This window comes from Rhodovulum sp., from assembly GCF_011048875.1.
Lineage (GTDB): Bacteria > Pseudomonadota > Alphaproteobacteria > Rhodobacterales > Rhodobacteraceae > Rhodovulum > Rhodovulum tesquicola.
Window position 1 is genome coordinate 1 of record NZ_DSDD01000270.1, and the last position, 21177, is coordinate 21177.

The following is a 21177-nucleotide window of genomic DNA, read 5'->3' on the forward strand; positions in this document are numbered from 1 at the left end:
GCACTGCCCCAGATCAAGGGCGCGCCGCTGGTCACCGTCTCGGCGCTGACCGGCCGCGGACTTGACCGGCTGAACGAGGCGGTGATGTCGGCCTATGCGGTCTGGAACCGTCGGGTTTCCACGGCAAAGCTGAACCGCTGGCTCGCGGGCATGCTGGAACTGCACCCGCCACCCGCCCCGGGCGGCCGCCGGATCAAGCTGCGCTACATGACCCAGGTCAAGACAAGGCCGCCCGGCTTCGTCGTGATGGCCTCGAACCCCGAGAAGCTGCCGGAAAGCTACCGGCGCTATCTGGTGAACGGGCTGCGCGAGGATTTCGGCATGCCGGGCACGCCGATCCGGCTGACCTTTCGCGGGCAGGGCGACCAGAACCCGTTCCGGACCAGGAAACGCAAGATCCCCTCGCGGTTGCGCAAGCATCCGGGCAAGGGGCCGCTGGGCGGCTAGGTCGCCGCCCGCACCGTCAGCAGCCCGATCAGCACCGCGCCCGCGATGGCGCCAAAGGCGACGATCGGCGTCGTGGTCGCATTGGCCACGATCACGCCCACCAGCGCCCAGATCAGCGCGCCGCCATATTCGGGCGCGCGGTCCAGTGCCAGCAGCACCAGCGCACCCGTCACCAGCGCGCCCGCCAGCGCGATCAGCGCCCAGACCTCCGGGCCGAAGAACAGCCCGTAGCCCCCGCCCAGAAGGCCCACCGCGACCCAGCTGGCAGCCGTCAGCCAGCCCGCATAGACCGCCACCGGCGCCTGCAGGGTCCAGCGGTCGGTGAAGGGCGTGCGCGCCAGCGCAATCAGCGCCATGGCCAGCATCCACCACAACAGCACCGAGGCCCGGAGCGGCGAGAGTTGCGCCACCCCGATCCAGGCCGCGCCGGGGGCAAGTGACAGGATCAGCGGCAGGCGCGCGGGTTCCCATGTCTCGTCCTTGGCGCGCTGGAACAGGCCCATCCCGGCCGAGACCAGCAGCCAGACATAGATCAGCCCCCAGATGCCGAAGGCATAGCCCGCCGGCTGCACCGGCGGGTCGTCCTGCGGGATCGGGAACTGGCCGGGCTCGAAGCCCGAAAAGCCGCCCGACATCAGCGGCGACAGCACGAAGAACAGCGTCGCGACGAAGACGAGGATCGCCTTGACCGGATCCATCAGGCCAGATCCCCCGTCGCCGTCAGCGTGGTCCGGCCGCCCAGATACGGCCCCAGCGCCGCGGGCAGCGTGACCGAGCCGTCCGCCTGCTGGCCGTTTTCCAGCACCGCGATCAGGCAGCGCCCGACCGCCAGGCCCGAGCCGTTCAGCGTGTGGACATATTCCGGCTTGCCGCCGCCCTCGGGGCGGAAGCGGGCATTCATGCGCCGCGCCTGGAAATCGCCGCAGAGCGAGACCGACGAGATCTCGCGATAGCTGTTCTGGCCGGGCAGCCAGACCTCGATATCATGGGTCCGCCGCGCGCCGAAGCCCATGTCGCCGGTGCACAGCACGACCGTCCGGTAGGGCAGGCCCAGCCGTTCCAGGATGCCCTGGGCGCAGCCGGTCATCCGGTCGAGTTCCGCGCGGCCCTGATCGGGATGGACGATCGAGACCATCTCGACCTTCTCGAACTGGTGCTGGCGCAGCATGCCGCGGGTGTCCCGGCCCGCGCTGCCCGCCTCGGAGCGGAAGCACAGCGAATGGGCGGTCATCCGGCGGGGCAGGTCGGCGGCGTCGAGGATCTCGCCCGCCACGGTATTGGTCAGCGTCACCTCGGAGGTGGGGATCAGCCACCATCCTTCGCGCGTCTGATAGCTGTCCTCGCCGAATTTCGGGAGTTGCCCGGTGCCATACATCATCTCCTCGCGCACCAGCACGGGCGCGTTGACCTCGGTCAGGCCGTTCTCGGTGACATGGGTGTCCAGCATGAACTGCGCCAGCGCCCGGTGGATGCGGGCGACCGCGCCCTTCAGCACCACGAAGCGCGCGCCCGAAAGTTTCGCCGCCACCTCGAAATCCATCCCCGGCAGGACGCCCGGGATCTCGAAATGCTCGCGCGGCGTGAAGTCGAAGGCGCGCGGGCTGCCCCAGCGGTGGAGTTCCACATTGTCGGCTTCGTCGGCCCCGTCCGGCACGTCGTCGAGCGGCAGGTTGGGCAGGCGCATCAGCAGGTCGGCAAGGCGGTCATCCTCGGCCCTGGCTTCTTCCTCCAGCCGGGCGATCTGGTCCTTCTTCTCGGCCACCAGCGCGCGCAACCGCTCGAACTCGGCCTCGTTGCCGCTGGCCTTGGCAACACCCACGTTCCGGGACGCGGCATTGCGCTCGGCCTGCGCCTCTTCGGCGGCCTGGATCCGGGTGCGCCGCGCCTCGTCGATGGCGAGGATCCGGGCCGAGACCGGCTCTATCCCGCGCCGTTTCAGCGCGGCGTCGAAGACGTCGGGGTTCTCGCGAATGGCGCGGATGTCGTGCATGGAAGACCTCAGGGCAAGACCGGCGTGTCGTGCCCTCCTATGCCCCAGCCGCAGCACGGAGGGAACCGGGAATCGTCCGGCCCGTCACTCCGGCGTCAGGAAGGCCGCGTCGGGGCGGGCGGCGACGGTGCGAATCCGGCCCGGCCCGGTGCTGCCCGCCGAAACCACCGCGATCACCCGCCAGCCCGCCGCGGTCTGCACCAGCACCGGCGCGCCCGAGGTGCCGAAGGCCACCGGGCAGTCCAGCCCCAGGATGCCGGGCCAGCGGTTCAGCACCCGGCAATCGTCATGCCGCCCGTGTCGAGTCCGGTCACATTGATGCGACCGATCGCGCGCCAGGGCTGGTGCTCGGCATCGCTCAGCCGCACCGGTCCGCCCCCGTCGGCGGCGGCGATTGCGGGCGCGAGACAGGCCAGCAGCAGCAGGACAGGTCGGAACGCGCGTTTCATGTCCCGGATATGCGCCGGACCCGCCCGAGGTCAAAGCCGCGCGGCTTCGCCTTGCCAAGCAGGGGGGCACCGAATAGGGTACGCCGCGACCAAGGATCCGGGCAGCGCGCCTGCCCGCAGAACACGGGGATTCTCACGATGTTTGTCACGCCTGCCTTTGCGCAAGCGGCCGGTGGCGGCGGCGCCGGGGGCGCCTTTGCGACCTTCCTTCCGCTGATCCTGATTTTTCTGATCATGTATTTCCTGCTGATCCGGCCCCAGCAGAAGAAGATGAAGCAGCACAAGCAGATGGTCGAGGCGCTGCGCCGCGGCGACCAGGTCGTCACCCAGGGCGGGCTGATCGGCAAGGTCTCCAAGGTCAAGGACGACGAGGAACTGGAGGTCGAGATCGCCGAGAACGTGCGCGTGCGCGTCGTGCGCCACACCATCGTCCAGGTGCTGAACAAGACCGAGCCCGCCGGGAAGGCATAACCGCAGATGCTGCAATTCGCGCTTTGGAAGCGGGCCACGATCTGGGCGCTTGTCCTGATCGGCCTCGCTCTGGCCATGCCGAACCTGTTCTACGAACGGGTCGAACGGCATAACGACGCCGTTCAGGCGATCGAACTCCAGGGCGCGATGCCCGAGCTTGTGGCCGACCGGGACGCCTGGCCTGGCTGGCTGCCCTCGGGGCTGGTCAATCTCGGCCTCGACCTGCGCGGCGGCGCGCATCTTCTGGCCGAGGTCAGGGTCGAGGATGTCCATGCCGACCGCATGGATGCGCTCTGGCCCGATGTGCGCGACGCGCTGCGCGCGGTGCGCGACGAGGTGGGTCCGATCCGGCGCGCCGACTCGCCGCCCGCCGAACTGCATGTGAACATCGCCCGGCCCGAGGGCATGGCCGCCGCAATCGCCGCGGTGCGCGAGATCGCCCGCCCCACGGTCACGCTGACCGGGGTGGGCAGTTCCGATATCGAGGTGCGCGGCGCGGGCGATCTGCTGATCGTCCAGTTGTCCGAGGCCGAGAAGCAGGCCACCGATAACCGCACGATCCAGCAATCGCTGGAAATCGTGCGCCGCCGGGTCGACGAGGTCGGCACCCGTGAGCCGACGATCCAGCGCCAGGGCGCCGACCGCATCCTGATCCAGGTGCCCGGCATCGGCTCGGCCGAGGAACTCAAGGCGTTGATCGGCACCACCGCGCGGCTGACCTTCCACCCGGTCGTCTCGCGCACCGACAACCCGAACGACGCGCCCGGCTCGGGCAATGTGATCTACCCCTCGATGGACGATGCGGGGGTCTATTACATCCTCGAACGCACGCCCGTCGTCTCGGGCGAGGAACTGACCGATGCCCAGCCCGCCTTCGACCAGAACGGGCTACCCTCGGTCACCTTCCGCTTCAACCCCGCCGGCGCGCGCAAGTTCGGCCGCTACACGCAGGAAAATGTCGGCTCTCCATTCGCCATCGTTCTGGACGAGGAGGTGATCTCGGCCCCCGTGATCCGCGAGGCGATCCTGGGCGGCTCGGGCCAGATCACCGGCAATTTCAATGTCGAGGAATCGACCCAGCTGGCGATCCTGCTGCGCGCGGGGGCGCTGCCCGCGGAACTGGTCTTCCTCGAGGAACGCACCATCGGCCCCGAACTGGGCGCCGACAGCATCGAGGCGGGCAAGATCGCCTGCATCGTGGCCTTCGTCGCGGTGCTGTTCTTCATGGGGGCAAGCTACGGCTTGTTCGGGCTCTTCGCCAACATCGCGCTGATCGTGAACGTGGCGATGATCTTCGGCCTGCTGTCGCTGATCGGGGCCACGCTGACGCTGCCCGGCATCGCCGGGATCGTGCTGACCATCGGCATGGCGGTCGATGCCAATGTGCTGGTCTTCGAGCGCATCCGCGAGGAACTGAAATCCGCCCGCGGCCCGGCCCGCGCCATCGAGCTTGGCTATGAAAAGGCGCTGTCGGCGATCCTTGATGCCAACATCACCACCTTCATCACCGCGACGATCCTGTTCACCATGGGCTCGGGCCCGGTCAAGGGCTTTGCGGTGACACTGGGGCTGGGCATCCTGACCTCGGTCTTCACGGCGATCTTCGTCACCCGCCTGATGGTCGTGATGTGGATGGAACGCCGCCGTCCCAGGACCATCACCGTGTGAGGGGATCCGCATGCGCCTGAAACTCGTTCCCTCGGACACCAACTGGAACTTCTTCCGGTTCGCGACCGTCACCTTCGGCGCCTCTGTCGTGGCGATGGTGGCCTCGGTCGTGCTGTTCTTCCTGATGGGGCTGAATTACGGGATCGACTTCCGCGGCGGCACCACGATCCGCACTGAAAGCACCCAGCCCGTCGATGTCGCCGCCTATCGCGCCGCGCTTTCCGCGCTGGAACTGGGCGATGTGGCCATTTCCCAGGTCTTCGACCCCGGCTTCGGCCCCGAACGCAACGTCGCCCAGGTGCGCATCCAGGCCCAGGACGGCGAGGAAAGCATCACCCCCCAGGTCATCAACGCGGTCGAGGCCGCGCTGAAGACCGTCGATCCCTCGATCACCTTCCCCTCGGTGGAAAGCGTCGGCCCCAAGGTCTCGGCCGAACTGGTGCAGACCGCGATCCTTGCCGTGGTGCTCTCGATCGTGGCGGTCCTGGTCTATATCTGGCTGCGCTTCGAATGGCAGTTCTCGCTGGGCGCGGTCGCCGCACTTGTCCATGACGTGACGCTGACCATCGGGGTCTTCGCGGCCCTTCAGATCCGCTTCGACCTCGCCATCATCGCGGCGCTGCTGACCATCGTCGGCTACTCGCTCAACGACACCGTGGTCGTGTTCGACCGGGTGCGCGAGAACCTGCGCAAATACAAGAAGATGGAGCTGCGGGAACTGCTGAACCTCTCGATCAACGACACGCTCTCGCGCACGGTGATGACCTCGGTCACCACGCTGCTGGCGCTGATCGCGCTGTTCGTTCTGGGCGGCGACGTGATCCGGGGATTCGTCTTCGCGATGATCTGGGGGATCACGGTCGGCACCTATTCCTCGGTCTTCGTGGCCTCGAACATCCTTCTGTTCCTCGGCGTCAAGCGCGACTGGTCCAAGGATCAGGACGGCGGCGCGGGCACGCAATTCGCCAGCGCCGAGGGCTGATCCGCCACCGCGCGCCGCCATGACGGGGCGACCGCGCCCCCGGGACCCAGGGAGATGCCGATGCGCCTGACCGAGATCCAGCCGCCTGTCGGCCTGCCCGTCGACGGCTACGGCCCGGGCTTCTTCCGCATCGCGGGCAGCGTGCATGAAGGGCCGGTGATCGTCGCCGAAGGCCGGGCGCTCGCCTGGACCGGCCTTGACGATCCCGCGCCGCTCTTCGCACTTGCAACCCGTGTCGACGTGCTGCTTGTGGGCACCGGCAACAGCCTCCTGCCGCTGCCGGGTGGCCTCCAGTCCCGGCTCGAGGCGGCCGGGCTCGGGGTAGAGTTCATGGCCAGCCCCTCCGCCGCCCGCGGCTACAACCTCCTGCTCGCCGAAGGCCGCCGCGTCGCCGCCGCCCTGATACCGGTCTCCGCCGCCCCGCCGGCCTGAGCCTTCTTCTGGCCCCAAATATCCCCGCCGGAGGCGCCGCGCGCGTCCCGCGCGCGGCCACGCCCAACCGCGGACAAGCGGGGCGCCTGCGCCCCGCGCCGGCCGGGGGCGGGAGTGCTCCTTTCCCGCTTCCCGCCCGCGCGCCGATCGGCTATGCGAAACGCATGGATCTGACCGTGCAAGACCTCGCCTGCGCCCGCGGCGGACTGCCCGTGCTCGAAGGGGTCGGCTTCACGCTGCGCCCGGGCCGGGCGCTCATGCTGCGCGGGCCGAACGGCATCGGCAAGACGACGCTGCTGCGCACGCTCGCGGGGCTGCAGCCCGCCCTTGCGGGCTCCGTCTCGGCCCCGCCCGAGGCGATGGCCTATGCTGCCCATGCCGACGGGCTCAAGGCGACGCTCAGCGTCGAGGAGAACCTGCGCTTCTGGGCCCGCATCTTCGGCCAGACTGGCATCGGCCAGGCGCTGGACGAATTCGACCTGGCCGATCTCGCCCATCGCCCGGCCCAGAACCTCTCCGCCGGGCAGAAGCGGCGGCTGGGCCTTGCCCGCCTGCTGGTCACCAGGCGGCTGATCTGGGTGCTGGACGAACCGACCGTCTCGCTGGATGCCGCCTCGGTCGCGCTGTTTGGCCAGGCCGTGGCGCGCCACCTGCGGGCGGGCGGCGCCGCGCTGATCGCCACGCATATCCATCTGGGCTTCGAGGCCGAGGAGCTTGACCTCACGCCCTTCCGTACCCGTCCGCGCGCGATGGACCGGTTCGACGAGGCCTTCGCATGATCGCGCTGCTGATCCGCGATCTTATGCTTGCAATCCGGGCGGGCGGGGGATTCGGGCTGGGGCTGGCCTTCTTCCTGATCGTCGTGGTGCTGGTGCCCTTCGGCGTCGGCCCCGAAAGCGCGATCCTGTCGCGGATCGCGCCCGGCATCTTGTGGGTGGGCGCGCTTCTGGCCTGCCTCCTGTCGCTCGACCGCATCTTCGCGCTGGATTTCGAGGATGGCTCGCTCGACCTGCTGGCCACCGCGCCGATCCCGCTGGAAGGCGTCGTGGCGATGAAGGCCGCGGCGCATTGGGTGACGACCGGCCTGCCGCTGACCCTGGCCGCTCCCGGGCTCGGCCTGTTGCTGAGCCTCGATCCGGCCGCCTATGGCTGGCTCGTGCTCTCGCTCGCCCTCGGCACGCCCGCGCTCAGCATGATCGGCACCTTCGGCGCGGCGCTGACCGTGGGGCTGAAGCGCGGCGGGCTGTTGCTGTCGCTGCTGGTGCTGCCGCTTTACGTCCCGACCCTGATCTTCGGCGCCGAGGCGGTGGTGCGGGGCGCGGCCGGGCAGGCCAATGCGACGCCGCTTCTGATGCTGGCGGGGATCACGCTGGCCACGCTCGCGCTGCTGCCCTTTGCGGCGGCTGCGGCGATCCGGATCAATCTGCGCTAGGGTTCACGCGCTATTCAGTTGAGACTTCGGAAAAAGCCCTCTAGGAAACATCCATGTCGCTCTGGGAATATGCCAATCCGAAAAAGTTCATGCAGACCTCGCAGGCTGTTCTGCCCGCGATCTGGAGTCTGACGGCGCTGTCGATGGTGGTCGGTCTGGTCTGGGGCTTCTTCCTGACGCCCGAGGCCGAGAATTTCGGCTCGACGGTCAAGATCATCTACCTGCATGTGCCCGCCGCGATGATGGCGATCAATGCCTGGGTGATGATGCTGGTGGCCTCGCTGATCTGGCTCATCCGGCGCCACCACGTCTCGGCGCTGGCGGCGCGGGCCGCGGCCCCGGTGGGGCTGACGATGACCGTGATCGCGCTGGTCACCGGCGCGATCTGGGGCGAGCCGATGTGGGGCACCTACTGGGCCTGGGATCCGCGGCTCACCTCGTTCCTGATCCTGTTCCTGTTCTATCTCGGCTATATTGCGCTGTGGGAGGCGATCGAGAACCCGGACGCCGCGGCCGACCTGACCTCGGTGCTGTGCATCGTGGGCTCGGTCTTTGCGCTGCTGTCGCGCTATGCGGTGAATTTCTGGAATCAGGGGCTGCACCAGGGGGCGACGCTGTCGATGGACAAGAAGGAAAACATCGCCAACGTGTTCTGGTTTCCGCTTCTGGTCTGCATCGGGGCGTTCATGCTGCTGTTCGTGGCGCTCGTGCTGGAACGCACGCAGACCGAGATTCGCGCCCGCCGGATCAAGGCGCTGATCGCGCGGGAGCGGATGGCATGATCCCCGATCTGGGCAAATACGCGGGCGCGGTGCTGTCCTCCTACGCGATCTCGCTGGCGCTGCTGGTGGCGCTCGTCGTGCTCTCGCTCTGGCGCGCTGCGCGGGTCCGTCGGCAACTGGAAGAGGTCGAAGCGCGCAGGGTTTCCGATGACTGAGAAGAAACGCGTCTCTCCGCTGATGTTCGTGCCGCCGGTGATCTTTGTCGCCCTCGCCGCGCTGTTCTTCATCGGCGTCGGCCGCGATGACCGGAACGCGCTGCCCTCGACGCTGATCGGCAAGCCCGCGCCCGCGCTGGCGGTCGAGCCGCTGGACGGCGAGATCTTTGACGAGGCGGTGCTGCGCGGGGGCGCGGTGACGCTGGTGAATTTCTGGGCCAGCTGGTGCGGCCCCTGCCGCGACGAACATCCGCTGCTCGAGGCGCTGGCCGCCGAGGGCGTGGCGATCTACGGCATCAACTACAAGGACAAGCCCACAAACGCGCTGCGCTTTCTCGCCCAGATGGGCAATCCCTATGCCGCCATCGCGGCCGATCCGGCGGGGGGCACGGCGATCGAATGGGGCGTCTATGGTGTGCCGGAAACCTTCGTGCTGGACGGGCAGGGTCGCGTCGTGCTGCGCCATCCCGGCCCGCTGACCGCCGCGGTGATCGAAACAAGCCTGCGCCCGGCCATCGAACGGGCCGCCGCCGCCGAGTAATCCCGCCGCGCTGCCATGAAAAACGCCCCCGCCTTTCGGACGGGGGCGTCTTGTCGTGCCGTGATGCGGGCGTCAGGCCGCGCGGGCGAGGTTGCGCAGGACGTAATGCAGCACGCCGCCATGTTCGACATATTCCTTCTCGATGGCGGTATCGATCCGGCATTTCAGCGTGATCGTGCGTTCCCGGCCATCGGCGGAACGGATGGTGCAGGGCACCTCGGCCAGCGGTTTCAGATCGCCCGCCAGGCCGCTGATCGAGAAGCTCTCGTCGCCCGTCAGCTCCAGCGTCTTGCGGTTGTCGCCGCCGGTGAACTCGAACGGGATCACGCCCATCCCCACCAGGTTCGAGCGGTGGATGCGCTCGAAACTTTCGGCGATCACCGCCTTGACGCCCAGCAGCGCCGTGCCCTTGGCCGCCCAGTCGCGCGAACTGCCCGCGCCGTATTCCATGCCGCCGATCACCACCAGCGGCACGCCCTGCGCCTGCCAGGCCATCGCCGCGTCATAGATCGAGGTCTGCGCGCCGTCCGGGCCCAGCGTATAGCCGCCCTCGACGCCTTGCAGCATCTCGTTGCGGATGCGGATATTGGCGAAGGTGCCGCGCATCATCACCTCGTGATTGCCGCGCCGCGAGCCGTAGGAGTTGAAATCGCGCACGCGCACCTGCCGGTCCACCAGGTAGCGGCCCGCGGGTGTGCTGTCCTTGAAGCTGCCCGCCGGGCTGATGTGGTCGGTCGTCACCATGTCGCCCAGGATCGCCAGTGCCCGCGCGCCCGCGATATCGGCGATCACGCCCGGTTCGGTCGCCATGCCGCGGAAATAGGGCGGGTTCTGCACATAGGTCGAGGCGGCGGGCCAGTCATAGGTCTCGCTGTCGGTGGTCTCGACCGCCTGCCATTTCTCGTCGCCCTTGAAGACATCGGCATATTTCTTCCGGAAGGCCGCGCGGGTGACCGTCTGTTCGACGAGTTCCGCAATCTCCTTGCTGGTCGGCCAGATGTCCTTCATGTAGACCGGCTTGCCGTCCTTGCCGGTGCCGATCGGATCGCGGGTCAGGTCCACGTTCATGTCGCCCGCGATGGCATAGACCACCACCAGCGGCGGCGAGGCCAGGTAGTTCGCCCGCACATCGGGGGAAATCCGGCCCTCGAAATTGCGGTTGCCCGACAGGACGCTGGTCGCGATCAGGTCATTGTCATGGATCGTCTTCGAGATCTCCTCGGCCAGCGGCCCGGAATTGCCGATGCAGGTGGTGCAGCCATAGCCCACGAGATTGAAGCCGAGCGCGTCCAGATCCTCCTGCAGGTTCGCCGCTTGCAGATATTCGCTGACCACCTGCGAGCCGGGCGCGAGCGAGGTCTTGACCCAGGGCTTGGCCTTCAGCCCCAGCGCGCGCGCCTTGCGCGCCACCAGCCCGGCACCGATCATCACATAGGGGTTCGAGGTATTGGTGCAGGAGGTGATCGAGGCGATCACCACCGAGCCGTCGCGCAGCGCGTAATCCTGCCCAGCCACCGCGGCCGACCGGCGCGGGTCCAGCAGCGTGTCGGGAACCGGCCCTTCGGCGCTCATGTCATGGGCGGCGGCGCTTTCATCCTCGCCGCGATATTCCGCCACCACGCGCACGAAGCTGTCGGCGGCCTGATCCAGCGGCGTGTGATCCTGCGGCCGTTTCGGTCCCGAGATCGCGGGCACGACCTCGCCCATGTCGAGCTCCAGCCTGTCGGTGTAGACCGGGTCGTAATCCGGCCCGCGCCACAGGCCGTTTTCCCTGGCATAGGCTTCGACCAGCGCGATGCGGCCCTCGTCGCGGCCCGTCTGGCGCAGATAGCGCAGCGTTTCGTCATCCACCGGGAAGAAGCCGCAGGTCGCGCCATATTCAGGCGCCATGTTGGCGATGGTCGCGCGGTCGGCCAGCGGCAGATGATCCAGGCCGGGGCCGTAGAATTCCACGAACTTGCCCACCACGCCCTTCTTGCGCAGCATCGCCACGACCTTGAGCACCAGATCGGTGGCGGTGGTGCCCTCGACCATGGCGCCGGTCAGCCGGAACCCCACCACCTCGGGGATCAGCATCGAAACGGGTTGGCCCAGCATCGCGGCCTCGGCCTCGATGCCGCCCACGCCCCAGCCCAGCACGCCGAGACCGTTGACCATGGTGGTATGGCTGTCAGTGCCGACCAGCGTGTCGGGATAGGCCACCCTCTCGCCGCTCTGGTCGGTGTCCGTCCAGACGGCCTGGGCCAGGTATTCCAGGTTGACCTGGTGGCAGATGCCGGTGCCGGGCGGGACGACACGGAAATTGTCGAACGCCTTCTGGCCCCATTTCAGGAAGGTATAGCGCTCGATATTGCGCTCGTATTCGCGGTCCACGTTCAACTGGAAGGCGCGCGGATTGCCGAACTCGTCGATCATCACGGAATGGTCGATCACCAGATCGACCGGGTTCAGCGGGTTGATCTTCTGCGCGTCGCCCCCCAGCGCCACGATCCCGTCACGCATTGCGGCCAGGTCCACGACCGCGGGAACCCCGGTGAAATCCTGCATCAGCACGCGGGCCGGGCGATAGGCGATCTCGCGATCCGACCGCCCGCCATTCGCCGCCCAGTCGGAGAAGGCGCGGATGTCGTCCACGCGGACCGTCTTTCCGTCCTCGAAGCGCAACAGGTTCTCAAGCACCACCTTCAGCGCGGCGGGCAGGCGCGAGAAGTCGCCCAGACCCGCTTCCTCGGCCGCCGGGATCGAGTAATAGGCATGGCTTGCCCCGCCGGCGGTCAGCGTGCGGCGGGTGCGGGCGGTGTCCTGTCCAACGACGATCGGCATGTGGGGCGGTCTCCATGGCTCAAGCGCATCTGTCCTTGACGACCTCTTGCCCTAACGGCCGCAAGCGATCAAGGGGGCACGGTATTTGTTAGTATACCGTGGTGCACAGATTGAGGATCCCGGGGCAGGCCAAGCTGTCGCACCCTCCCGAATCGTTGATTGGCAGGGGAGGGGCGGGTTCTGTAGGAACGTCGGGGACAAGGCGGACAGGGCAGGGCATATGCGGGCGTTCATCACGGTTCTGATTTCGGCCTGGCTGGCGTTTTCGGGAACGGCCCGGGCCGAGGGGGGGCCGGTGGTGCTGGAGTTGTTCACCTCGCAGGGCTGCGCCTCCTGCCCGCCCGCCGACGCGCTGATCGCGGAACTGGCCGAGCGTGAGGATGTCATCCCGCTGGCGCTGCATGTGGATTACTGGGACTATATCGGCTGGAAGGATGTCTTTGCCGATCCCGCCTTCACCCGCCGCCAGAAGGCCTATGCAAGGGCGGCGGGCCAGCGGTCGGTCTATACCCCGCAGATCATCGTGGGCGGCAAGGATCACGTCGTCGGCCACAGCCCGATGGAGGTGGTCCGCCTGATCGAGGCGCATCGCGGAACACCCAGCCCCGTGACCCTGACGATGGAGCGGCAGGGCGCCACAGTCACGATCCGGGCCCGCTCGGAGACCGCCTTCGAGGAGGACGTGGTGCTTCAGGTGGTGCGCTACCGCCCGTCCGAAGAGGTCGAGATCACGCGGGGCGAGAATTCCGGGCAACGCTATGTCTATACCAACATCGTCGATGCCTGGAACGCGGTCGCCCGCTGGGACGGCGCGCTGCCGCTGGTCGTGACGGTGCAGACCGAGGGCGAGCAGCCGATCGTCGCGCTGATCCAGAAGGCGGGGCCGGGGCGCATCCTGGCGGCGGCGCGGCTGCGCTGATCAGGCGGTCCCGGCGCGGGTCCGCCCGCGCGGGCGCGGGGCCTTCCAGCGGCGGTGGATCCAGAACCACTGCTCGGGATGGGCACGCACCCGCGCCGCAAGACTGTCGTTCAGCGCTTGCGTCATCGCCTCGGGCGTCCCGGCCGGAACCGGGGCCTCCAGCGCGATGTCGAAGCTCAGCCCGTCGGGGCGGCGTGTCGCGTAAAAGGGAATCAGATCGGCCCCGTAGCGCAGGGCAAGCTCGGCCGCCGAAAGCGTGGTCAGGGCGGGTTGCCCCATGAACTCCAGCGACGCGCCCCGGCTGTGGTGCTGGTCGATCAGCAGGACCAGCATGCCGCCCGATTTCAGGTGCCGCACGAAGCCGCCGGTGCCGCGGCGGCCCTGCGCGAAGACGGGGCCGCCGAACGCCTCCATCGTGCGGACGTAATGGGCGTTGAAGAAGCGGTTGCGCATCGGCCGGTACAGCCCGCCGACCGCATGGCCCCGCGCGACCAGGGCGGCGCGGGCGGCCTCGTAATTGCCGAAATGCCCGGTCACCAGGATCACCGGACGCCCGGCGGCATGCGCCGCCTCGAGCGCCGCAAGGCCGGGGCCGCGCGGTTCGGCGCTGGCCATGCGCGCAAGGAACTCCCGGGTCGAGTAGTTTTCGATCAGCGTGCGGCCCGCATTGTCGGCCACCGCCCGGGCGATCCGCTTCCGCTCGGCGGCGGGCATGTCGGGCCAGACCAGGGCAAGGTTCTCCTCGGCGCGGGCCAGATAGCCCGCCGGGCGCGCGATCAGGCGGCGCATGACCCATCCCGCGAACCGCACCCGCCGCTCATAGGGCAGGGCAAGGGCAAGCGCGATCACGGCGCGGATCGCGCGGTCGGCAATCCAGTCCGTCACGCCCCGCCTTCCCTTGTCCGATGTCCTGCCGCCGCTGGCCATGGCCGCCCGCTTTCCCTGTCCGCGCCCCCCCGCCGCGGCGCGTTGGCAGACATAGAACCCGCGCCCCGCGATCACAAGCAGGACGCCCTGGCGACCGCCCGCGATGGGTCCGGCCCGGTCCTACCCCTCGCCGGTGGCCGCCTCGAGCCTGATCTCGCCCGCGGCCTCCAGCCCGCGCAGCGCGGCGGTGATCTCGGACATCGCGGCCTCGGTCTCCTCGGTCGAGGGGGTGCCGCGCTCGGCGATCTCCTCGCGCAGCTGGGCGGACATCCGCTGCGACATGTTGGACAGGATGAACTCCACCGTCGGGGCGTTCTTCTCGTCGGCCCCGGCCATCGCCGTGACCAGAACGGGCTGATCCACGGTTCGGGTCAGCGCCTGAACATCCAGCGACGCCAGCCGGGCGGGAATGTCGGCAAAGGTGAAGACCGCCCGGCGCACGCGTTCGGCCAGATCCGCATCGGTCTCGGCCAGACCCTGCAGGACGTCGTCGCGGGTGGCGGCGGGGGCGGCATCGAGGATCGCACCCATGCGTCTTTCCGTCGGCAGCTCGAACGCCCGCACCGGCGCGTCGAGCAGGCGGCGCGCCAGCGCCGCGCCGATCCGGGCGATCGCCGCGGGCGGCACGCCCGAGGTGCGCGAGATCGCGATGGCGATGCGCCGCGCCTCGGGGCCGGGCATCTGGCCAAGCGCCGCGGCGGCGATCTGGCTGGGCAGCTTGGCCAGCACGATCGCGGCCACTTCGGGGCTTTCGGACATCAGCAGTTCGGCCAGCTTCTTCGGCTCCTGTTCGGAGAGCAGCACCCAGGGATCGGTCGGCCGGCCCCCGGCAAGCTGTGCCTGCAAGGCGGCCGCCGCCTCGGGGCTGAGATGCTCGCCCAGCAACTCGATCGCGCCGTCGATGCCGCCGGGGAAGGCAAGCCCGGCCAGTTCCAGTTCGGCCACGAATTCCTCGACCACCGATTCCAGCGTTGGCGCGTCGATATAGCGAAGCGCCGCGATCTCGTCGGCCAGGCTGGTCTGAAGCTCGGTGGGCAGATCGCCCAGCGGCAGCGTGATCCCCTCGTTCAGCAGCAGCCGCACGATGATCGCCGCCTTGCGCCGACGCGTCATGCCGGTGGCCGAGCGGATATGCCCGGGAAGGCTGGGGGTAGGGCTGGTCACACCACGCTCCGTCTGCAACGGAGCCAGATTGGCGCAGGAGCGTTAAGCCGGGGTTGATGGCCGCCCGCCGGCATCAAAAAAGCGGCGCGGTCTGGACCCGCGCCGCGTCAGGTCGCCGGATGTCCGGCCCGTCAGCTCGTCGGCTGGTCAACGCAGGTGCCCGAGGCCGAATCGAACACCTTGCCGTCGGCGCATTGGCTGGCGTTCGTCCGTTTTTCCCAGCCGCAGCCATTGGCAAGCGCCAGAGTCGGGGCCAGCGTCAGAACCGCCGCCGAAAGGATCGTCTTGAAGGTCATGGTGCATCTCCCTGGTGAGGTGTGACACAAGGTAGCACGTTCCCGGCGATTTCCAAACCTTCGCTTTACCCGCTGCGCGACCCTATGCCGGTTCGCCGAAAACCCGGGCAAAGATCGTGTCGACATGCCTGGTGTGATAGCCGAGGTCGAATTTCTCGTCGATCTCGGCGGGGCTCAGCGCGGCGGTCACCTCCGCGTCGGCCAGCAGTTCCTCGCGGAAATCCTTGCCTTCCTCCCAGACCTTCATCGCGTTGCGCTGCACCAGCCGATAGGCATCCTCGCGCGAGACGCCCGCCTGCGTCAGCGCCAGAAGCACCCGCTGGGACATGACCAGCCCCTTGAACTTGTTCATGTTCTTCAGCATCGCCTCGGGATAGATCACCAGCTTGTCGATCACCCCCGCCAGCCGGTTCAGCGCGAAATCCAGCGTCACGGTCGCATCGGGCGCGATTCCGCGCTCGACCGAGGAATGGCTGATGTCGCGCTCGTGCCACAGCGCGACATTCTCCAGCGCCGGGATCACCGTGGCGCGCACCAGCCGTGCAAGGCCGGTCAGGTTCTCGCTCAGCACCGGGTTGCGCTTGTGCGGCATGGCCGAACTGCCCTTCTGCCCGGCCGAGAAGAATTCTTCGGCCTCCAGAACCTCGGTGCGCTGCATGTGGCGCACTTCGATGGCGATGTTCTCGATCGAACTGGCGATCACGCCCAGCGTGGCGAAGAACATCGCATGCCGGTCGCGCGGGATCACCTGGGTCGAGATCGGCTCTGGCGTCAGGCCCAGCATCCTGCAGACATGCTCTTCCACGCGCGGGTCGATATTGGCGAATGTGCCGACCGCGCCGGAAATCGCGCCGGTGGCAATCTCGGCCCGCGCGGCCCGAAGGCGGGCGCGGTTGCGGTCCATCTCGGCGTAGAAACGCGCGAAGGTCAGGCCCATGGTGGTGGGTTCGGCATGGATGCCGTGGCTGCGCCCGATCCGCACCGTGTCCTTGTGCTCGTAGGCGCGGCGCTTCAAGGCCGCCAGCACGCGGTCGAGATCCGCCAGAAGGATGTCGGCGGCGCGCGTCAACTGCACGTTCAGGCAGGTGTCCAGCACGTCGGACGACGTCATGCCCTGATGGACGAAGCGCGCCTGCTCGCTTCCGACATGCTCGGCCAGATGGGTCAGGAAGGCGATCACGTCATGCCTGGTGACCGCCTCGATCTCGTCGATGCGGGCGACGTCGAATTCCACGTCCTTGGCCTTCCAGACCGCCGCGGCGTTCTCCTTCGGGATCACCCCCAGTTCGGCCATGGCGTCGCAGGCATGGGCCTCGATCTCGAACCAGATGCGGAACCGGGTCGCGGGCTCCCAGATGGCGGTCATCTCGGGGCGGGCATAGCGGGGGATCATGGGCGGCCTCTTGGACAGGATTTCCGCAGTCTGATACCCGTTGGGGCGCGGCGCGACAAGAAGCGGGGGCGGGGATGCCGGATCTGGAGGCGTTTGCCGGGGAATGGCGGCTTGATCGGGTGATCGGGGATGCCCGGGCGGGCCATGCCGCGCGGTTCGAGGGACGGGCCGTCTTCGCCCCCGGCAAGGCGGGGCTGGTCCTGACCGAGACCGGCAGGCTGCACCTGCCGGGCCACGCGCCCATGACCGCAGAGCGGCGCTATCTGTGGCGGCAGGGGGCTTCGGGGATCGAGGTCTTCTTCGAGGACGGCCGGTTCTTTCACGCCATCGCGCCCGGCCCCCGCGCGCAGGCCCTGCATGACTGCCCGCCCGACCGCTACGAGGTCGGCTATGATTTCGCCCGCTGGCCCGACTGGTCCAGCCTCTGGCGCGTCACGGGGCCGCGCAAGGACTATGCCATGCACTCGGTCTGTACGCGGCTCGGGGCTTGCGCGGGGGGCGGGGCTGGGGTAGAAATAGAATGGCGAGATGAAAACCAGCCAAACGGAGAGAGCGAGATGGCCAAGGCCCTGACCGGCAAGGTTCTTGCCGAAACCCTGCTGCCCGAAGGCGGCGTCGCGCTGCGCGTGAAACAGGCGCTGCTGGTGGTGGCGGGCATCGCTGCGCTGGCCGTGGCGGCGAAGATCAAGGTGCCGATGTGGCCGGTTCCGATCACCATGGGCACCTTCGCGGTGATGACCATCGGCGTGGCCTATGGCCCGCGGTTGGGCCTTGTGACGATCCTGGGCTACATGCTGGTCGGCGCGCTGGGCTATGATGTGTTCGCGGATTCGAGCGCCGAGGTGTCGGGCGTGAGCTACATGATGGGCGCCACCGGCGGCTACCTGGTTGGCTTTGTGCTGGCGGTCGTGGCGCTGGGCATGGCGGCGCGCGCCGGATGGGACCGTTCGGCGGGCCGGCTGGCGGCGGCGCTGCTCTTCGCCAACGCGCTGATCTATGTGCCGGGCTTGCTGTGGTTGGGCCACCTCTATGGCTGGGACCAGCCAATCCTGGCCTGGGGCCTGACGCCCTTCCTGATCGGGGATGCGCTGAAGCTGGGTCTGGCGGCGCTGCTGATCCCGGGCCTCTGGGCGCTGGTCGGCCGCGCGCGCGGCTGACCTTATCCGGATCGACATGCAGGGGGCGTGGCCAGCCGGGTCGCGCCCCCTTGACGTTCGGGGCAGTCGGGACCGTGGCGCCATGGGTATTTTTGCCAAGAAGAAGCACAGGACGGCGCCCTTGATCGGCCCCTATGGCCCTTGCGCTGGCGGCCGGGATCTGGGTTGATCGGCCCATGTCCGCCGGCCGATCCGATCCTGCAGAGCCACCTGCCGCACACGCCCTGGGCCGAGCCTGCCATGCGGCGCCTGCCGGGCATCCAGCCGCTGGAGATGGCGGACTGGCTGGTGGTGGACGACGCCTATGCCGGGCAGATGGCCGCGCGCGACCGGCTGATCGCGACTCGCCCCGCCGAGGTTCATGCCCTGACCGAGGGCGCGCGGGCGGCGGCCGGGGAACTGCTCGACATGGTTCTGGCCCTGCTGGCCGGGCGCGGCGATTTCGCGGTCGGGGGCGATGCGGTGACCCGGCCCGATGGCGTCCGCGTGCCGCTCGACCGGGCGGCGCCGCTGCTGATGCTGGGCCGGTTGGTGCAGGAGGATTTCGGCCTCTTGCAGCCGGGGGGCGGGCGGGCTGTCGGTGCTGACAGGGGTGATCCTGTGCTTTCCGGCCAGCTGGATGCTGGCGGAGAAGCTCGGCCGCCCGCTGGGGCCGATCCACGCCCCGGTGCCGCAGCACTATGATGCCGCCCTTGCCGCGCGGGTCGAGCGGCTGTTTGCCGGTCTGCGCCCGGGGCGTGCCCTGTGGCGGGTGAACGCGCATTACTACGCCGATCCCGCGCTGTTCCAGCCGCGCCCCGAATCCGCGCCGCGCGCCAAGGTGGGGGGGCCCGCGCCCTTCCTGCGCAGCGAGCGGCAGGTGCTGGTCCGGCTGCTGCCCGTGAGCGGCGCCGTGATCTTTTCGATCCATACCTGGGTTGTCGCCTTCCACAGCCTGACGGACAGCCAGCGCGCCGCGCTGGACGCCCATCCGATCGGCTATGACCCGGCCTGCCCGACCCCGGGGGCTAGTCTTCCGGCGGAAAGACCCGCCGCGCCAGCAGCACCCGCGCCCCCGCGGTGACGAAGCACAGCGCGCCGAAGGCCCAAGCCAGCGGCGCGAACCATCCCGGCCAGAGGCAGAGCGCGACGAAGAAGGCGATGGTTTCCGTCCCCTCCAGCAATCCGCCGGTGAAATAGAGCGATTTCACCCCCCGCGCTCGGGTTTCCAGCCCGCGCCGCTCGGCCAGGATGGCGAAGCCCAGAAAGCTGGCCCCGTTGACATAGAAGCTGAGCAGCAGGAACGCGCCTGCCGCCCCGTGCGCGGCCGGATCCAGCAGTACGAAGCCCAGCGGCACCGCGCCGTAGAACGGGAAATCGCTGACGATATCAAGAAAGCCGCCGAAATCGGTCTTGCGGCTGGCGCGTGCCACCGCACCGTCCAGCCCGTCGGCCAGACGGCTGGCCAGCAGCGGGACCAGCGCCAGAAGCGTCAGCCCCAGCGCGATCAGCCCCGCCGCCGCCAGCCCCAGCGCCAGCCCGGCCAGCGTCACCGCGTCCGCCGTGACCCCGCGCCCGGCCAGCGCCCGCCCCGCCCGGTCGAGCGGCGGGTCGATCAACCGGCGCATGATCCCGTCCAGCATCGCCACCCCCCTTGTTCGCCAAGCTGTCGGCCGAACGCGCCGCCCGCGCAAGGGGCTTGCGACAATGTGAGCGCGCCGCGGATGCGTGACGCGTTCAGCAGGCCATCCCCCCGCCGCCCGTGGCGGGCGTGTCCCCAGGCGCGCCGCCGCGATCACGGGCGCCGCGTCTGGGCCGCAAGCCGGGGAAGACGCAGAACGGCGGGCAGGGGATCGCCAGGGGCGGCTCTCAGCCCGTGATCCGCACCAGCGCGTGACGCTTCTTGCCGGCCGACAGCTTGATCGGCTCGGCCAGCATCGCCGCGTCGATCATCAGCCCGGCATCGGACAGCAGCCCGTCATTCAGCCGCGCGCCGCCCTCGGCGATCAGCCGCTTGGCCTCCTTGCCCGATTTCGCCAGCCCCGCCCGGGTGATGAGCTGCACCACCGGGATGCCCGCCGCGATCTCGGCGGCACTCAGCGCCAGCGTGGGCAGATCCTCGCCCAGCCCGCCCCTCTCGAACACCTCGCGCGCGGTCGCCTCGGCCGCCTCGGCGGCCTTGGCCCCGTGGCAAAGGGTCGTGACCGCATTGGCCAGCACGATCTTGGCCGCGTTGATCTCGGCCCCTTCCAGCGCGCCCAGCCGGTTACACTCGTCCAGCGGCAATTCGGTGTAAAGCCGCAGGAAGCGGCCCACATCGGCATCCGCGCTGTTGCGCCAGAACTGCCAGAACTCGTAAGGGCTGCGCATCTCGGCATTCAGCCAGACCGCGCCGCCCGCGCTCTTGCCCATCTTGGCACCATCGGCCGTGGTCAGCAGCGGCGAGGTCAGCCCGTAGACCTCGTGATCGAGGATGCGCCGCGTCAGGTCGATCCCGTTGACGATATTGCCCCACTGGTCCGACCCGCCCATCTGCAACCGGCAACCATAGCGGCGGTTCAGTTCCAGGAAGTCATAGGCCTGAAGGATCATGTAGTTGAATTCGAGGAAGGACAGCGACTGTTCCCGGTCCAGCCGCGATTTCACGCTTTCGAAGGACAGCATCCGGTTGACCGAGAAATGCCGCCCGATATCGCGCAGGAACTCCAGATAGTTCAAGCCGTCCAGCCATTCCGCGTTGTTCAGCATCAGCGCATCGGTCGGACCCTCGCCATAGTCCAGATACTTGCCGAAGACCTGCTTCATGCCCGCGATATTGGCGTCGATCTGGTCGGGGCCCAGCAGCGGGCGTTCGTCCGAGCGGAACGAGGGATCGCCCACCTTGGTCGTGCCGCCGCCCATCAGCGTGATCGGCCTGTGGCCCGTCTTCTGCAACCAGCGCAGCATCATGATGTTCAGCAGATGCCCCACATGCAGCGAGGCCGCCGTCGCGTCATAACCGATATAGGCGGTGACCACCCCTTGGCTCAGCGCTTCGTCGAGGGCCTGATAATCGGTGCAGTCGGCCAGGTAGCCGCGCTCGATCATCACGCGCAGGAAGTCCGATTTCGGGTGATAGGTCATCGCCTCTTGTCCCTGGGGGTGGTTTTGGCCAGTGATATATCGGGCAG

24 protein-coding genes and 2 pseudogenes are annotated in these 21177 nt (G+C 68.6%); 15 read left to right on the forward strand and 11 right to left on the reverse strand.

Features of this window, described 5'->3' with window-relative positions; all coding sequences use genetic code 11:
- Positions 1–447: pseudogene (locus tag ENN83_RS09390) on the forward strand (ribosome biogenesis GTPase Der); the annotation flags it as partial.
- Here ENN83_RS09390 and ENN83_RS09395 read toward each other — a convergent pair.
- The 4 genes from ENN83_RS09395 to ENN83_RS09410 all read right to left on the reverse strand — a co-directional run bounded on the left by ENN83_RS09395 (position 444) and on the right by ENN83_RS09410 (position 2886).
- Positions 444–1145 (reverse strand): hypothetical protein, encoded by a 702-nt coding sequence (locus tag ENN83_RS09395; RefSeq protein ID WP_287186230.1) that lies wholly within the window; start codon positions 1143–1145, stop codon positions 444–446. The pseudogene ENN83_RS09390 and the gene ENN83_RS09395 overlap by 4 nt on opposite strands.
- Positions 1145–2437, reverse strand: a complete 1293-nt coding sequence (serS, locus tag ENN83_RS09400; RefSeq protein ID WP_287186231.1) for a serine--tRNA ligase — start codon at positions 2435–2437, stop codon at positions 1145–1147. The genes ENN83_RS09395 and serS overlap by 1 nt, the downstream gene beginning before the upstream one ends.
- Positions 2438–2521: 84 nt before the next feature.
- Complete coding sequence (locus ENN83_RS09405) at positions 2522–2713, reverse strand: hypothetical protein (RefSeq protein WP_287186233.1); 192 nt, start codon at positions 2711–2713, stop codon at positions 2522–2524.
- Positions 2707–2886 carry a hypothetical protein gene (locus ENN83_RS09410; RefSeq protein ID WP_287186235.1) on the reverse strand — a complete coding sequence of 60 codons (180 nt, stop codon included), beginning with the start codon at positions 2884–2886 and terminating at the stop codon, positions 2707–2709. Before ENN83_RS09410 ends, ENN83_RS09405 begins: the two co-directional genes overlap by 7 nt.
- Before the next feature lie 138 nt (positions 2887–3024).
- On the opposite strand from ENN83_RS09410, the gene yajC reads away from it, so the two are divergent.
- The 9 genes from yajC (at position 3025) to ENN83_RS09455 (ending at position 9349) form a co-directional block, all read left to right on the forward strand.
- Entirely contained in the window at positions 3025–3357 is a 333-nt protein-coding gene (gene yajC / locus ENN83_RS09415) for a preprotein translocase subunit YajC (protein WP_287186238.1), read from the forward strand.
- A 6-nt stretch (positions 3358–3363) separates the two neighbouring features.
- Positions 3364–5025 carry a protein translocase subunit SecD gene (secD, locus tag ENN83_RS09420; RefSeq protein WP_287186241.1) on the forward strand — a complete coding sequence of 554 codons (1662 nt, stop codon included), beginning with the start codon at positions 3364–3366 and terminating at the stop codon, positions 5023–5025.
- Between the two features lie 10 nt (positions 5026–5035).
- On the forward strand, positions 5036–6007 hold the full coding sequence (gene secF, locus ENN83_RS09425) for a protein translocase subunit SecF (protein WP_287186243.1): 972 nt from the start codon (positions 5036–5038) through the stop codon (positions 6005–6007).
- A 60-nt stretch (positions 6008–6067) separates the two neighbouring features.
- On the forward strand, positions 6068–6439 hold the full coding sequence (locus tag ENN83_RS09430; protein WP_287186246.1) for an Mth938-like domain-containing protein: 372 nt from the start codon (positions 6068–6070) through the stop codon (positions 6437–6439).
- Positions 6440–6603: 164 nt separating this feature from the next.
- Positions 6604–7218, forward strand: a complete 615-nt coding sequence (ccmA, locus tag ENN83_RS09435; protein ID WP_287186248.1) for a heme ABC exporter ATP-binding protein CcmA — start codon at positions 6604–6606, stop codon at positions 7216–7218.
- Positions 7215–7871: a heme exporter protein CcmB gene (ccmB, locus tag ENN83_RS09440; protein ID WP_287186250.1), complete on the forward strand. Its 657-nt coding sequence runs from the start codon at positions 7215–7217 to the stop codon at positions 7869–7871. Before ccmA ends, ccmB begins: the two co-directional genes overlap by 4 nt.
- Positions 7872–7924: 53 nt before the next feature.
- Positions 7925–8653, forward strand: coding sequence for a heme ABC transporter permease (locus tag ENN83_RS09445; protein WP_287186252.1), 729 nt, complete (start codon positions 7925–7927; stop codon positions 8651–8653).
- Entirely contained in the window at positions 8650–8808 is a 159-nt protein-coding gene (gene ccmD, locus ENN83_RS09450) for a heme exporter protein CcmD (protein ID WP_253089166.1), read from the forward strand. The genes ENN83_RS09445 and ccmD overlap by 4 nt, the downstream gene beginning before the upstream one ends.
- Positions 8801–9349, forward strand: a complete 549-nt coding sequence (locus ENN83_RS09455) for a DsbE family thiol:disulfide interchange protein (RefSeq protein WP_287186254.1) — start codon at positions 8801–8803, stop codon at positions 9347–9349. Before ccmD ends, ENN83_RS09455 begins: the two co-directional genes overlap by 8 nt.
- Before the next feature lie 72 nt (positions 9350–9421).
- On the opposite strand, the gene acnA is transcribed toward ENN83_RS09455, so the two are convergent.
- A complete protein-coding gene (gene acnA / locus ENN83_RS09460; RefSeq protein ID WP_287186257.1) occupies positions 9422–12172 on the reverse strand; it encodes an aconitate hydratase AcnA in 2751 nt (916 codons plus the stop codon).
- Positions 12173–12392: 220 nt separating this feature from the next.
- On the opposite strand from acnA, the gene ENN83_RS09465 reads away from it, so the two are divergent.
- Positions 12393–13091, forward strand: coding sequence for a DUF1223 domain-containing protein (locus ENN83_RS09465; RefSeq protein WP_287186259.1), 699 nt, complete (start codon positions 12393–12395; stop codon positions 13089–13091).
- On the opposite strand, the gene ENN83_RS09470 is transcribed toward ENN83_RS09465, so the two are convergent.
- The 4 genes from ENN83_RS09470 to purB all read right to left on the reverse strand — a co-directional run bounded on the left by ENN83_RS09470 (position 13092) and on the right by purB (position 16871).
- Positions 13092–14018, reverse strand: a complete 927-nt coding sequence (locus ENN83_RS09470; protein WP_287186262.1) for a lysophospholipid acyltransferase family protein — start codon at positions 14016–14018, stop codon at positions 13092–13094.
- 120 nt (positions 14019–14138) lie between these two features.
- On the reverse strand, positions 14139–15182 hold the full coding sequence (locus tag ENN83_RS09475) for a flagellar motor switch protein FliG (protein WP_287186264.1): 1044 nt from the start codon (positions 15180–15182) through the stop codon (positions 14139–14141).
- 131 nt (positions 15183–15313) lie between these two features.
- On the reverse strand, positions 15314–15478 hold the full coding sequence (locus tag ENN83_RS09480; protein WP_287186266.1) for a hypothetical protein: 165 nt from the start codon (positions 15476–15478) through the stop codon (positions 15314–15316).
- An 82-nt stretch (positions 15479–15560) separates the two neighbouring features.
- Positions 15561–16871 carry an adenylosuccinate lyase gene (gene purB, locus ENN83_RS09485; protein WP_287186267.1) on the reverse strand — a complete coding sequence of 437 codons (1311 nt, stop codon included), beginning with the start codon at positions 16869–16871 and terminating at the stop codon, positions 15561–15563.
- Between the two features lie 74 nt (positions 16872–16945).
- Between purB and ENN83_RS09490 the strand changes: the two are divergent.
- The 4 genes and pseudogenes from ENN83_RS09490 to ENN83_RS16945 form a co-directional block, all read left to right on the forward strand.
- Positions 16946–17338, forward strand: a pseudogene (locus ENN83_RS09490) (DUF6314 family protein); the annotation flags it as partial.
- A gap of 90 nt (positions 17339–17428) precedes the next feature.
- Positions 17429–18028: a biotin transporter BioY gene (locus tag ENN83_RS09495; RefSeq protein WP_287186292.1), complete on the forward strand. Its 600-nt coding sequence runs from the start codon at positions 17429–17431 to the stop codon at positions 18026–18028.
- Positions 18029–18193: 165 nt separating this feature from the next.
- Complete coding sequence (locus ENN83_RS16940) at positions 18194–18712, forward strand: heme-dependent oxidative N-demethylase subunit alpha family protein (protein ID WP_349760108.1); 519 nt, start codon at positions 18194–18196, stop codon at positions 18710–18712.
- On the forward strand, positions 18648–19091 hold the full coding sequence (locus ENN83_RS16945) for a heme-dependent oxidative N-demethylase subunit alpha family protein (protein ID WP_349760109.1): 444 nt from the start codon (positions 18648–18650) through the stop codon (positions 19089–19091). The genes ENN83_RS16940 and ENN83_RS16945 overlap by 65 nt, the downstream gene beginning before the upstream one ends.
- Here ENN83_RS16945 and ENN83_RS09505 read toward each other — a convergent pair.
- A complete protein-coding gene (locus ENN83_RS09505) occupies positions 19036–19650 on the reverse strand; it encodes a CDP-alcohol phosphatidyltransferase family protein (RefSeq protein ID WP_287186269.1) in 615 nt (204 codons plus the stop codon). The two genes, ENN83_RS16945 and ENN83_RS09505, sit on opposite strands and share 56 nt — an antisense overlap.
- 226 nt (positions 19651–19876) lie before the next feature.
- A complete protein-coding gene (gene tyrS, locus ENN83_RS09510) occupies positions 19877–21130 on the reverse strand; it encodes a tyrosine--tRNA ligase (RefSeq protein WP_287186272.1) in 1254 nt (417 codons plus the stop codon).
- Positions 21131–21177: the final 47 nt, after the last annotated feature.